This window comes from Actinoplanes utahensis (genome assembly GCF_016862455.1).
Classification (GTDB): Bacteria; Actinomycetota; Actinomycetes; order Mycobacteriales; family Micromonosporaceae; genus Actinoplanes; species Actinoplanes utahensis.
Genome location: NZ_BOMZ01000037.1, coordinates 1 through 12,706, shown reverse-complemented (window position 1 = coordinate 12,706; position 12,706 = coordinate 1). Strand labels below are relative to the sequence as shown.

Below are 12,706 nucleotides of genomic sequence, written 5' to 3'. Positions count from 1 at the left end.
TCAGAGGGTGAGTCCGGCGACGAAGCGGGCCAGGGCGCGCAGCCCGTTGCCGACCTCGGGACCGACCGACGACGAGGCGAGGAAGTAGCCGAAGGCCGCGCAGACGGCGGCCTGCCAGAGCGGCAGCCGGGCGTACCGCCAGAGCAGGTAGACGAAGACGCCGAGCAGGATGACGGCGGAGACGGCGATCGTCACGCGTCACCACCACGGCGGCGGCGGGTCCGGATGGCGCGATCGGTGCCGGTGTGACTGCCGCGCGGCTGGTGCCGGCGGGTCCAGCGGTTGCGGGCCACGCACTTGCGGCACAGAGCCGGATGTCCGGCGGTGAGCTGTGCGCCGCACGGGCAGGCCGGGGCCTCGTGGGTGAAGTGGTGAGTGTCCATTGCTGATCTCCTCTCGGTACGGCGAGGCGAGGGCTCGCATCGACGCCATTGAGAGTGCGATCAGGCGACGGGACGTGATCAGGTCGTGGCTGGACGTGTCCAAGACGTCTGGTTAGGGTGGTCAGGCTGCCGGGACGTCCTGACGGGAAGACGATGCCGAACGAGCGACTACGTACCGCCATGCTGGAACGCGGATTGACTCCAGCCGCGCTCGCCGAAGTGCTCAACGTCGACCCGAAGAGCGTCGAGCGTTGGATCACCGGGCGTACGCCGTACCGGCGCCATCGGTACGCGGTAGCCGCCCGTCTCGGAGTCGACGAGGTGTACCTGTGGCCGGACGCGCTCAGCTCCGACCAGGTCGCCAGCGCCAGCGAAAGCGAGATCATCAACATCTACCCGCACCGGTGGACCGTGCCGTCCGAGGTGTGGCGCACCCTGTTCGACAACGCCGAGGAAGAGATCGGTGTCCTGGTCTACAGCGGTCTCTTCCTGTCCGAGGACGCGGGCATCCACCGCATCTTCCAGGAGAAAGCCCGCAACGGGGCGCGGGTACGCATCCTGCTCGGCGACCCGGACTCCGCGTCGGTAGCGCAACGCGGCGCCGACGAGGGGGTGGACGAGGTCCAGGCAGCGAAGATCAAGAACGCGCTGGTGATGTACCGGCCGCTGCTCGGTGTCGAGGGCATCGAGTTCCGGCTACACCGGACCGTGCTGTACAACTCGATCTACCGCGCCGACGACCAAGTCCTGGTCAACACCCACATCTACAGCTTCGCCGCTTCGCAAGCCCCGGTGCTGCACCTGCGGCGGGTGGCCGGCGGCGGCATGGTCAACACGTACCTGGACAGCTTCGAGCGCGTCTGGGACGACGCGACACCGGTGGAGTGAGGCAACACGTGGGACGACGCATCGACTACTACAACGACCCTGCCGCGCCGAAGGCGAACAGCGTCGTACCGTCCGCGAACGTCGTCGTGGTCAACGACGACGGCGCGATCCTGCTGATCCGCCGCTCGGACAACGACAACTGGGCGCTCCCTGGCGGCGGTATGGACCTCGGTGAGTCGCTGCCGCAGACGGCGGTTCGGGAGACGGCCGAGGAGACCGGGATCGACGTCGAGGTCACCGGCCTGGTCGGCATCTACACCGACCCCCGGCACGTCATCCTTTACACCAGCAACAACGAGGCCCGGCAGGAGTTCTCGATCGTGTTCACGGCCCGGCCGGTCGGCGGCGCACCGACGCCGAGTTCGGAGTCGACCGAGGTGCGCTGGGTGCCACCGGCAGAGATCCCTGCACTGCCGATGGACCGTTCGATGCGGATGCGGGTCGACCAGTACCTCACCGCGCCGGGCAGTATTCACCTTGGATAGCGACTGGGTCGGTGCCGGTGCCGACAGCTTCGCGGCGGTCGGGACGGTCGGGGCGTTCATCGTCGGGTTCACGCTGCTGCGCCGCGAGCACCGGCGCGAAGCCGACCGCGCCGATGACCAACGCCGTGCCCAAGCTGAACGCATCAGCGCCTGGGTGGAACTCACTCGCAAGGTCGACGGGACGCGGGAACTCGCGTTCCACATCCACAACGCGAGCGACATGCCGATCTACGAGGTGGAGTTGCCGTTGCCCGCACGCGGCGGCGAGGAGTCCCACTCGGAGTTCGTCGGTCTCGTCCCGCCCGGTCGCACCATCCAGCGCCCGGCGCCGGCGGAGTGGCTACGCACGTACGTCGAGCCCGAACCCGTACAGATCGAATTCCTCGACAGCGCCGGCCGACGGTGGAGCCGCGACGAACAGGGCTCGATCACCCGTACCGATGCTTCCTAACCTGCCGCCAGCAGCACGGACACCCGCCGCACCGCGCCGATGATCAACGGGCTCGCCTCCCGGATGGACTCCGCGACCAGGTCGCCGTTGCCGTAGCGGGACAGGATCTCCCCGAGACGCTGCTCGACCTCGACGGGCTCCCCGTCCGGGGTGGTAGTCATGTCCGCATACGTGATCGCATCCGACAACAGGCCCTCCACCGGCGGGAACTCGCTCACCAGTTGCTCGGCTAAGCCGCGATTGCGGGCCTCAATGTGCGCGCACGAGTGGTGAGCGACCAACCGGCAAACGAGGTCGTCGACCTTGGCGACATCGCGCAGATAGCGGGCACCGTCGAGCTGATGCATGCCGGTCACGACCAGGTCGGGTGCGTAGCCGACATCGTGGAGCCAGGCAGAGGCCACCATCACCGCCCCTTGATCGCCGACCAGGTGCGCCACCGATGCGGCTTTACGCCCCACGCCCTGACTGTGTGCCCACCGGCGCGGGATCGGCCCCGCCAGCAGCGAATGTGCGAGGTCACGGGCACGATCAACCTGATCCACATAGGCAGACTATGCGACCGTCCCAGCAGCAAACCAAGATCATGTATCGACGTAGCCCTCCGGGTTCTCAACCCCGGCCAGCACCGCCGAGAGCCGGTCCGCGACTGCTGGCGAGATATCGCCGACCCGCACCACCGCTGTGCCCTGACGTCCCACTGCGTCGTGCAGAGCCGGGAACTCCTGGCCGACGTCGAAGCCTGCCTCTTCGAGGGCCAGCGCCAGACGGTCAGCCGACGTGCGTGCAGCGTCCGCACCTGGCCGGTCGCCTTTCATGTCACCACTCCCCCGCTCGCTCCAACTCTGGCCGCTCAGGACGATTCTTCGCGGTAGGTAACCGAACGTGAACCGCGGCGCTAGGACGTCTAGGGACTTCTTGGCTACGATGACGCTCTCGCCAGCGATCGGAGTCGTTGCGTGAACCACCCACTCGCCCGTGCGCTACGCAGCGCTGGACTCACCGTCATCGACGTCGCCGAACGCCTCGACGTCGACCCGAAGACCGTCCAACGCTGGACCAGCGGCCGCATGCCCTACCCCCGCCACCGCGACGCCCTGGTGAAACTCACCGGATGGACCGCCTACGACCTGTGGCCCAACCTCCCGCGCCCGTCGGCATCCACCCCGGCGGCTACCGAGGTGCGCATCGTCTATCCGCACCGTTCCTCGGTGCCTTCGGACGCTTGGGCTCGCCTTCTCAGCCGTGCCGAGCGCGAGATCGACATCCTCGCGTACAGCGCACTCTTCCTCGCCGAAGACGCATCAGTGCCCTCCCTCCTGCGGGACAAGGCGAGCAACGGCGTCCGTGTACGCATCGCGCTCGGCGACCCGGACGGCCAACACATCGCCAACCGGGGAACCGAGGAACGGGTCGGGACCGGCATGAGCGTCCGCATCCGTACCGCCCTCGTCAACCTCCAGCCGCTCACCGGCGTACCCGGCATCACCGTGCGCCTGCACGACACGGTGCTCTACAACTCCTTCTGCCGCGCCGACGACGAAATGCTCGTCAACCCCCACGTGTACGGCAGCCCCGCCGCCCACGCACCAGTGCTGCATCTGGCCAGCGGCAACAACGACGGCATGAGTTCAACTCACATCGCCGCGTTCGAGCGAGTATGGGGCTCAGCAAAGCCGTTGAAGGATTGACCGACCGAAGCGGTGACACCGGCGGCGCCGGGTCGCCGTCTGGGCAGAACGCCGTACCGGTTGAGGAACCCGAACGCGTCGTACCTAGCTCGGCACGGCTCCGGCTCCCTACACGTGGCACACAACCCGTCGGCGGTGACCGATAGGTGCGCGTAGAGGTCCCGCTCGACCTGCCCGATCTGATCAAGCACCTCACGGCCGGGATAGACACCCGAGATCCTTGCCCTGGGACCCATCACAACCCCTCGGCCTCACGCCGGGTGATCCGCGCATAGTCCTCCGGGCGATGCAGCCCGATCCAGGCCACAACATCATCCCTACGCCAGACCCTCCCCGACGCCAGCTCAGCAACCGGCTTCGGAAACCCGTCCCGACAGGTGATCATGAAAGCCCGCTGACGGCCAACACCCAGCAAAAGCCTTATCTCGTAGGCCCCAACAAGTCCCGGCATCGGATCCGACACGGGAGCTGCGTACGCGCCGGCGGAGATTCGGAGGACGTTCTCAGGGACGGTGCCTTCCACGACAACCACTCCGATCTACGGTCACGGCACACTCAGTCGCCCGTCGACGTTCAGCAAGAACCGGCCGAGGCAACACCGTCGAGTGACACCCGACCGCCCGGAAACTGCTCACGGACGGCCGGGGTCCTCAGCCACCGGTGTCCCAATCCATCCCGCAACCTGAATACCGGCTGCCCACAACCCTGCATCCGAAACCGAGGCAGGCCGACCGCTTCTATCAGGACGTCTCGTTACGCCTACGCGTCCTTCAACGTCCTGAGACACCACCTCTACGAAGCCGCCCAGGCAGCACAGGAGACGGTCCTTCATTCGACCCAAAATAGGGCGGATCGCCATAAGAGATGGCACTCATCACCTTCCAGCCAACTGTAAGGTCTTGCCATGGACCCGCAGGCCCCTTCGATCTTGATTCCGCCGTCGTACTGCCACTATGCGAGCGGCCAATGCGACCAGTCGTTCGACCAATCCGCGCTAAAAACCGTATTCTTTGCATATCCGTCTGAACCCGAACCGATCGCCTCAACGATCGAGGCTGCCGTCATCAAGCTAGAGGGCAGAAGATCTCCATATGCGTGGAAAACTTGGAAGAACATGGACGTTCCGGGACAGACTATATTCTGCGAAATCTGCCGTTCGCTTCGAACCTCATCCGTAGTGGTAGCCGACGTCACGACCTTAAGCTTCAACGTGATGTTCGAAATCGGGTACAGCCTGTCCCTAGGACTGCCCGTCATCCCTATTCGCGACCCAACCTTTTCAGCAGACAAGAGAGTATTCGAAGAGGTTGGATTATTGGACACTCTAGGCTACATAGATTTCACAAACTCAGACCAACTGTCCGGGCGACTTTTAGAGGCAGTGCCGGCTGCTAAGTCGTTACCTAATGTTCCAGCGCAGGAATTTCGGCAGTCGCCGATCTACCTCTTAAAGGGTCCCGTACCGACAGAGGGAACGATCCGACTGCAGAGTACTATCAAGAAGTCGTCTATACGATTCCGAACCTATGATCCGGTCGAAACGCCAAGACTTTCCCTCCATGAGGCTCGTCGGCAAGTTGCGGGTTCGGCCGGCGTAATCGCCAACCTACTTGCCCCCCAACGCACCAAGGCTTTAGCCCACAATGCGCAATGTGCCCTGATTTCAGGAATGGCGCTCGGATCCGGTAAAGCTGTAGCCATGGTTCAAGAGGGAGTGGAAGTTCAACCGATTGACTACAGGGACATAGTTCTCCCGTGGACCAATCCCAATAATCTTCCCGCCCTGCTCCATGATGTCTTTGCCCGCGTATTTGAGCGGTTGCAAGAAGGAACGGACCGGCAGCAAAAGACATCGCAGGGCTTACTGCAAAAGCTCGACCTGGGCGATGTGGCTGCTGAAAACGAAATTTCAGGACTTCGACAGTATTTCGTTAGTACAGGGCAGTCAACGCAAGCCCGTCAGGGTCACGCACGTTTAGTAATCGGACGTAAGGGGGCAGGGAAAACAGCTATATTCTATAACGTCCGCACTTCGATCGGCCGGGGACACGACCGAATGGTGTTGGACTTGAAGCCGGAAGGCCACCAGTTCGTAAGGCTCAGAGAAGAAGTTTTGGACCGATTGGGCGCAGGCCTCCAGGAGCATACGATGGTTGCCTTCTGGAACTACATTCTCCTTGGAGAACTCGCGCGTAGCGCCCTAGAAACAGATAGGAATATTGCTCAAGTTGATCCCGCGCGAAATACGCCATACAATGAACTCGCTCAGATTTACGAGAAGCACGATCCGGGACTGGAATCAGACTTCTCCCAGCGACTTCTTCTACAAGTCGACCGGATTGGCCGCCGACTAGGATCCCTCAAACCAGAGGAAGTCGGCCCTCGCCTGACACAGGTCGTTTACTCAGGCGAGTTCAGGCAGTTGACAGATGCGGTTGTGAAGTACCTAAGGCTAAAGCAGTCGGTTTGGCTTCTCGTTGATAATCTTGACAAGGGCTGGCCTGTAAGAGGAACCTCCTCAGAAGACATTCTCATTGTTCGCGCGCTTCTTGATGCCACCCGCAAGCTCCAGCACCAATTAGAGGCACAAGACGTTCACTTTGAATGTCTTGTATTCCTTCGATCTGATATTTATGAGCACCTTAGACGCGAAATCCCGGACAAAGGCAAAGATACAGCTATCCGGCTTGACTGGGAAGACGCCTCATTATTCCAGGAAATTGTAGCGCGGAGAATAGAAGCCTCTACCGGACTGAGAGGGGACTTCGAGGAGATGTGGTCGCACTTGTGTGAACCTCTTGTGGAAGGTCACGGATCATTTGCGTATATCCTTGAGCGTACCCTCATGCGCCCTAGAGATCTCCTGCAGTTCCTTCGCGCAGCGGTTCAGACGGCCATCAACCGCAGTCACACGCGCGTCACTGAAGAAGACATCATATATGCCGAGAAGGGGTACTCGGAGGATCAGCTCCTCGCTTTATCATTCGAGATATCCGACACTCATCCAAAACTGAGGGATGTTTTATACGCATTCGAAGGTGCTCCGAAGACTATATCGATCTCCGATGTCGAAGACCGGCTTCGTTCAATGAATAATATCGACGGCGATGAACTCAAAGCGACGATCGAACTTTTAATGTGGTTCGGATTTCTCGGTGTCGTAAGCGCAAAGGGCGAACCTAGGTATGCATATCATGTTAAAGACAACATCAGGCGCCTACAGTTCCAAACGGAAGTTGCCGATGCCTCCCTAGTTGTTCATCCCGCTTTCAGAGCTGCACTAGATATCGGTTTCTACTGATATCCAGGACTCAGGATATAGATGTCGCATCTATAGCGGCATCGCAGACGATCGAGCCGGTTAAGGTGTAACTCGAACCAAGCACCAGACGTCGACGGCTGCTTACAGGATTCGTTATGTGGGGCCCAGCCATTAGGTATCTGACCTGGTGCGCCGACTCCAACAGGATTATGGTTCTTCGCAACATCAACCCACGAATCTAGGAATTGCCCGAAATATGAACATGAGATTCTGGTCATCCGCCGGCCGCTACCTTAAGACTACGGTTGCTAGTCCTGATGAAATACGTCCATCGCTATGGACCTCTGCGATCAGCGACCAGAGCTACACCGGCTCCGAAGAGAAATACCGAAATGCAATACTTGAGCAGTACAAGATTTATGTCGAAATGGCTGACCGAATCAGTGCACGTCGCAGTCTTGCCAATTCATTCTTCTTAACGCTCAACACGCTTGTCCTTGCAACGGTAGGCGTCTTCTGGAAGGATCAACCAAGCGCGAATCCTTTGTACTTACTGATTCCCCTCTCGGCGCTGTTGATTCAATGTGCCGCGTGGTTCTGGATCTTGCGATTCTATCGTCAGCTGAATTCTGCTAAGTACACTGTTATTGGTTTGCTGGAGGAAGGACTACCTGCGTCGCCATATTGGAGCGCTGAGTGGAGGGCTCTAGGTGAAGGGAGGAACCCGTCACGGTATTGGCCACTTAGCCATATGGAGCAATGGATTCCAATTATGTTTGCGCTAGTTTACGGTGCTGCTTTCGCTATAGCGCTGGTGGCCTAAACTTTCTCAACTTGCAAGACTACCGTCCAGATTTCTGCTTTAGACGGTAAGCGTACTGAGCGGACGTCGAAGTACAACAGTAAATTGTTCATACCCTTGACGCTACGCTAGGCGGCCCAGTTGATAATTGATCGAGCCGCCTAGCAACAAAAGAACGAATCTAATCACTCATCAGCGAGTTGAATCCATCCGTCTAGGACGGTGAGTGCATCGAGCATGGCTGCGAGGCCGCTTCTCATTCGTCGCACAGGCGATCTGACAACACGCGACACTGATTCGGCGTCCTCCATATTGCTCAACAGTTGACGAAGAGCCGTGGCGATATCTTCCGACATTTCGACGAGCCCTCGAACTGTCGCAATAAATTCTTCGGCATCTGCGGCCTCGGCAGGATTCTGCCTTGCAGTTTTTGCCATACTAATGGCCGCAATGACTCCGGGGTTCGCATCGACCGCAGTTCGACCAAATTCGGTACCGAGTTCGAATAGCCGATCGGACGGGCCTTTCAGTTCACCAGCGAATCTCGCTAAGACCTGAATCCTCCCACGCGCACCCCGGCCTCGGCGATCGCTTTCCGTAATTTGTTCAGTCGTTTTTTCCAGGAGTGGTTGAAGATCTTGGGTTGCCTCACCCAGCTCCTGAAGAATCTTGGACCACCGTTCTAGTGCAATTTCGGCTTCCGCTATGTCGTCCAATTGCTCATTCTTGTCATCCTGCTGTTCCTCCGCCAACTCCGGCAGCGGCCGATCTGCCATCTCTCGGGTGATATCCGCCAATCGCTGTGCGAGCAAGTTGATTGCAGTCCGATATGCTTCTGATTCCTCGGAAGTAAGGCGGAGAGTGCGCCAGTCGCTTTGTTGGGTATCGCGCACGAGGCGCGCAACCTCATCTGCAGTATCCACATCGTTTACCGCTGGCGTGTCAATATACAAGATCGGAAGGACAAGATCTCTGGCGTCGACGCTCGCTGCTCGACCAACGAACTCGATGAATTCTCGGCGACACTCCTCGCTTTGTAGGTATTTGGGGGTAATGATGGGAATAAAGAAGACGGTTTCCGTTAGCGCCGTATCGGTAACTCGCTTCCACTCCTCACCCCATTCGACGCTTTTCTTGTCGATGAAGAGTTTAAGCTCTTCTCCAGTAATCAACTCGTACTCGTTCTGGATTTTTCCGGCTAGCCTGAGGATTCTCCCCCCTTCGAGGTCATCATCGCGGCGGGTGTAGCTCCAGAATCCAACCGACCTAACCTGACTCACGCGGGCCCCTCCATCATCCTCGATGAGTACTCCGCAACATTATTACATCGACTACAGGGGCCACCTCCGGCAAGGACCCGCTCGTTCTATTGATCTTGATATCCCAAGAGAATTTACTGCAGTCAAACCGTTTCTGCGGGATCTGCGCCGCCCGGTACTGTGGCGTTATTTGGCGAGAGTCTGCTAGTACTGCCGGCAGATCACCATCTAGCCGCTACTGCCGACCTGCCACTGACCAACCGCGAGTACCGTGTGCGGAGCCCGAGTGTTGGGCCTCGGACACAAACTGAATCCCAACGGTGCGCACGCTTGAGCAAGCCACGCGTCCAGCGGGCCGACCAGCGTGTCCTCGCGCAGCATCACCGTACGGGGGTGTTCCACCTTGTTCGCCAGGGCGTACTGCTCGGGATACCGGCAGCGGTAGTAGGCGGTGCCGTGCGAGTGGTGACCCTGCAACTTACGGTCGCAGACACCGCAGTGGATGAGCCCTTTGAAGATGTAGGGATGCCGGGAGCGGTGCGCCCGCTTGGGTGCGGTGGCGGTCCGCGCCCGGGTCGACATCATCAGCTGCACCTGGTCGAAGGCCACCTGGTCGACGAGCGCCTCGTGGACCTGTTTCTCGGAGGAGACCCACTGGTCACGGTCGTTCCACTTCGTGACAGCCGTGTACCCGAGGGCGACGTCCTCGACGTCGAGCAGGACCTCGTCGGTCCGCTGCTTGTTCCAGACCTGATGTCCGGTGTACCGCGGATTCTTGAGGATGACCCGGACCGCTTCCTTGGACCAGGCCTTTCCCTCACGGTGCTTGTTCCGGGCGCGGTCGTACGCCGACGGACACAGGATGTCCTCGCGGGTCAGCCTCTCCGCGATAGCGAAGATCCCGTACCCCGCCAGATACATGGCGAAGATGCGCTGGACCACCGGCGCTGTCTGCGGGTCCGGAACGAGCCTGCGCAGGCACTTGCCCTCGGCCGCCTTCGCCGGGTTCGGATGCGGCCCGACGTCCTGAAGCATGTAGCCGTATGGCGGCCGGCCGCCGAGGTACCGGCCTTCCAGCTTGGTCTGCGCCTCCATCGAGGTACGGACACGGACCTTGATGCGGTTGCGCTCACCCTTGCTCATACCGCCGAACACCGACATGACCAGCTCGTGGGCCTCGTTGTTCGGGTCGAGCCGGCCACCCACCTCGGGCACCCAGAGTTGGACGCCGTAGTGGCTGAACAGCGGCATGGTGAGGCCGAACTGGTTGCCGTAGAAGGCACGGTGCGGTTCGCCGATCACCACCGCGGTGAAACCTCGCTGCGGGTCCTTCAACGACGCGAGGAGCCGGCTGGCCTCCGGCCGGCGAGCCCAGGGCAGGGAGCGGCTCTGGCCGATGTCGAAGAAGTCCGCGACGATCAGCCCTCCGTGCGGCAGGATCAGCGACCGGGCCAGCGAGAGTTGCCACTGCCGGGAGGACTCCGGGTCCTGGTTGTCTTCCGTTGAGACCCGGCCATAGAAGGCGAATGAGATCTTGGGTGCGGTGAAGCCGGCATTTGCGATCTCACGCTCCAACCGTTCATGGTCTACTATCATTCTTCCTCCACGCATTTGCTGACGGTTTCCTCAACACTCTTTTGCTTGCGATGAATCGACACAAGCAGGCGCAACATGGAACGGGCTGCCGCCGGACCGAATTCGGGCGGCAGCGGCGGAACGATCACATCATGATCATTCGACGGTGAACCCGTCGATCCGCTTATCCCATCATATCCATTTACAGGCGAATCCGCCGAATCAGCAACATGATCTTTCAATAGATTTCCCCGATTCCGAGAATGGCCACATCTTCCACAATCCACCGACCGGGTTCATCACTCCCCCTTCACTCGTAGTTACTTGATGTTGCTACCGCCCAGGCCAACTCGCCTAGCTGGAGACATGTTGGACTCGGACTTCAACCTGCCTGGGCCCCTGCGATCTCGGCTCACTGCACGGGATCGCGCCCTCGTTGGCGAACCTCGACGGAGGCAGCCATGAGCGGTAGGTAGCCCCGGCATCCGGTTACACGGAAACGCCACAGGGTGCGGCTTACTGTTCCCGGATCGGAACGGTCAGCCACACCCTGCGCTCACGGCAGAACAGCGGACGACGGTACCTGCTATTTAGGCGGCGTAATCATCCGCGTAAGCCATGCACTTATGCCGGTTGAGCCGGTCATCATAGTGGCGACGGCAGTAGTTATTGCCCACCATGCCAGAAGCACGGTGTAAGCGATGGTGAGATATCCAGTGGTGGAGACGTCGGCTACGAGCACGTATCCCACACCGAGGATGACCGCGGCGATGATGCGCAGTAACGGCTGACGGGTCGCTGTCAAGGCGGTGGCGACGCCCAGAAGGGCCGCTCCCCCGATCTCCAAAAGCCCGAAAGCGAAATTCAGGTACGGCAGATGACGGGTGGTGTACACCGTCCACTGCGCGTAGACGCCGACTGTAGCCAGCGCGATCGGCAGCACAGGGGGGCTGGCCCGGTGCAGCCACGCCAGCAAGGAAGGTGCGGGAATCCGCGGGGCAACGAGCGCGATGACCGCGGCGCTGAGGGCGATAGGCGCCGTAGCAGCAAGAGCCACTGTCAAGTAGGTCTCGTCAGTCTTGCCGACACCGATGCTGGCGCCCAGCCCCCAGAGACCGGCGATGGCGAGTCCCAGAGCCGCCGCGCCCAGGAAGCCACGACGCAGCAGAGTCCCGGTAGTGACCTCGTCGTCAGCCTGCTTGGCAAGAACCCAGGTGGTGGGCGCGAGTTGAGCTGCCGCCCACGCGGTGAGGGCCGCGAGTGCGGCGGCAAGGCCGAGGTTCTCGACCTGGAACAGCACCCACACGATCGTGCCGCCGATCTTCGAGACGTACGCGGATGTGACCGTCTGCAGGAACAACGCAACGGAGCACGCGGCAAGGACGGCGATTCGAGCCAGGCTCGCCAGGGTCAGCCGGGTCCGCGGCAACCGCATCGTCTCGGCGGTTCCGCCGGCAGCGGCGCTCAGCGGTTGGGTAAGGCGCAGTGCACCACGCACGATCGCGTGGGGCTCGCGGAGAACGACCGCCCCGGGAAGTCCGCTCCGAGTCAGTCCGGCTTCCAGGTCCGGGATCACGGGGTCGCCGCCGCGGAGCACCACGGCACCGATATCCGCGGCTTCGAGGTCGGCTTCGGCCAGCAGTTGCTTCACACGATCCTCAAGCTGCTCCAGATGTGGCGCAGCAGCGGCGTGGAAATCCACTCTATTCAAGGTAGCAGCCGGATAGGGCTCGGGAAGCAGCACTGATGCGCGAGGCTGTATGACCAGAGCCGCACGGGCCTGCCTGATCTCATAGTGAGCGAGCCAGCCGCTGGGCGGCTCGTCGAGGCCCTGTGGCGCCTGGGCTGCCGCAACTTGGAGGAGGCGGTCATCGACGCTGCCGGCACTCGGATCGACGGCGGCGACCCCC

Annotated in this window: 14 protein-coding genes; 6 read left to right on the top strand and 8 right to left on the bottom strand. The window is 60.9% G+C overall.

The features are described 5' to 3' along the window. The gene (locus Aut01nite_RS13300) at window positions 1-195 is read right to left on the bottom strand and encodes a hypothetical protein (protein ID WP_043530524.1); all 195 of its coding nucleotides are present in this window, start codon (window positions 193-195) and stop codon (window positions 1-3) included. Further along, entirely contained in the window at window positions 192-383 is a 192-nt protein-coding gene (locus tag Aut01nite_RS13295; protein ID WP_043530526.1) for a hypothetical protein, read from the bottom strand. Before Aut01nite_RS13295 ends, Aut01nite_RS13300 begins: the two co-directional genes overlap by 4 nt. Before the next feature lie 153 nt (window positions 384-536). Here Aut01nite_RS13295 and Aut01nite_RS13290 point away from each other — a divergent pair, with 153 nt between their 5' ends. The 3 genes from Aut01nite_RS13290 to Aut01nite_RS13280 are packed head-to-tail and all read left to right on the top strand — an operon-like array spanning window position 537 to window position 2,207. Beyond that, entirely contained in the window at window positions 537-1,271 is a 735-nt protein-coding gene (locus tag Aut01nite_RS13290; RefSeq protein WP_043530528.1) for a helix-turn-helix domain-containing protein, read from the top strand. Between the two features lie 8 nt (window positions 1,272-1,279). Beyond that, the gene (locus tag Aut01nite_RS13285) at window positions 1,280-1,756 is read left to right on the top strand and encodes an NUDIX hydrolase (protein ID WP_043530530.1); all 477 of its coding nucleotides are present in this window, start codon (window positions 1,280-1,282) and stop codon (window positions 1,754-1,756) included. Continuing rightward, complete coding sequence (locus Aut01nite_RS13280) at window positions 1,749-2,207, top strand: hypothetical protein (protein WP_043530531.1); 459 nt, start codon at window positions 1,749-1,751, stop codon at window positions 2,205-2,207. Before Aut01nite_RS13285 ends, Aut01nite_RS13280 begins: the two co-directional genes overlap by 8 nt. On the opposite strand, the gene Aut01nite_RS13275 is transcribed toward Aut01nite_RS13280, so the two are convergent. Both Aut01nite_RS13275 and Aut01nite_RS13270 read right to left on the bottom strand, forming a co-directional pair. Beyond that, window positions 2,204-2,752, bottom strand: a complete 549-nt coding sequence (locus Aut01nite_RS13275; RefSeq protein WP_043530532.1) for an HD domain-containing protein — start codon at window positions 2,750-2,752, stop codon at window positions 2,204-2,206. The two genes, Aut01nite_RS13280 and Aut01nite_RS13275, sit on opposite strands and share 4 nt — an antisense overlap. A gap of 39 nt (window positions 2,753-2,791) precedes the next feature. Next, window positions 2,792-3,025 carry a hypothetical protein gene (locus Aut01nite_RS13270; protein ID WP_152628996.1) on the bottom strand — a complete coding sequence of 78 codons (234 nt, stop codon included), beginning with the start codon at window positions 3,023-3,025 and terminating at the stop codon, window positions 2,792-2,794. Between the two features lie 141 nt (window positions 3,026-3,166). Between Aut01nite_RS13270 and Aut01nite_RS13265 the strand changes: the two genes are divergently transcribed. From Aut01nite_RS13265 to Aut01nite_RS13255, 3 genes are all read left to right on the top strand, one after another. Then, window positions 3,167-3,898, top strand: a complete 732-nt coding sequence (locus Aut01nite_RS13265) for an XRE family transcriptional regulator (RefSeq protein ID WP_043530536.1) — start codon at window positions 3,167-3,169, stop codon at window positions 3,896-3,898. A gap of 904 nt (window positions 3,899-4,802) precedes the next feature. Next, a complete protein-coding gene (locus Aut01nite_RS13260) occupies window positions 4,803-7,199 on the top strand; it encodes a P-loop ATPase, Sll1717 family (protein ID WP_152628997.1) in 2,397 nt (798 codons plus the stop codon). Window positions 7,200-7,416: 217 nt separating this feature from the next. Next, complete coding sequence (locus Aut01nite_RS13255) at window positions 7,417-7,983, top strand: RipA family octameric membrane protein (protein ID WP_201775606.1); 567 nt, start codon at window positions 7,417-7,419, stop codon at window positions 7,981-7,983. A 164-nt stretch (window positions 7,984-8,147) separates the two neighbouring features. Here Aut01nite_RS13255 and Aut01nite_RS13250 read toward each other — a convergent pair whose 3' ends face one another. The 4 genes from Aut01nite_RS13250 to Aut01nite_RS13240 form a co-directional block, all read right to left on the bottom strand. Next, window positions 8,148-9,242, bottom strand: a complete 1,095-nt coding sequence (locus tag Aut01nite_RS13250; RefSeq protein WP_161790728.1) for a TIR domain-containing protein — start codon at window positions 9,240-9,242, stop codon at window positions 8,148-8,150. Between the two features lie 207 nt (window positions 9,243-9,449). Next, window positions 9,450-10,832, bottom strand: coding sequence for a recombinase family protein (locus Aut01nite_RS13245; RefSeq protein ID WP_236643060.1), 1,383 nt, complete (start codon window positions 10,830-10,832; stop codon window positions 9,450-9,452). Beyond that, window positions 10,814-10,945, bottom strand: a complete 132-nt coding sequence (locus Aut01nite_RS44275; protein WP_275409690.1) for a hypothetical protein — start codon at window positions 10,943-10,945, stop codon at window positions 10,814-10,816. Before Aut01nite_RS44275 ends, Aut01nite_RS13245 begins: the two co-directional genes overlap by 19 nt. Window positions 10,946-11,382: 437 nt before the next feature. Further along, window positions 11,383-12,498 (bottom strand): hypothetical protein, encoded by a 1,116-nt coding sequence (locus Aut01nite_RS13240; protein WP_152628999.1) that lies wholly within the window; start codon window positions 12,496-12,498, stop codon window positions 11,383-11,385. Window positions 12,499-12,706 lie beyond the last annotated feature (208 nt).

Coding starts and splice junctions, on each gene's coding strand:
- Aut01nite_RS13295 (WP_043530526.1), bottom strand. CDS start 383: ATGGACACTCACCACTTCACCCACGAGGCCCCGGCCTGCCCGTGCGGC.
- Aut01nite_RS13290 (WP_043530528.1), top strand. CDS start 537: ATGCCGAACGAGCGACTACGTACCGCCATGCTGGAACGCGGATTGACT.
- Aut01nite_RS13270 (WP_152628996.1), bottom strand. CDS start 3,025: ATGAAAGGCGACCGGCCAGGTGCGGACGCTGCACGCACGTCGGCTGAC.
- Aut01nite_RS13260 (WP_152628997.1), top strand. CDS start 4,803: ATGGACCCGCAGGCCCCTTCGATCTTGATTCCGCCGTCGTACTGCCAC.
- Aut01nite_RS13255 (WP_201775606.1), top strand. CDS start 7,417: ATGAACATGAGATTCTGGTCATCCGCCGGCCGCTACCTTAAGACTACG.
- Aut01nite_RS13245 (WP_236643060.1), bottom strand. CDS start 10,832: ATGCGTGGAGGAAGAATGATAGTAGACCATGAACGGTTGGAGCGTGAG.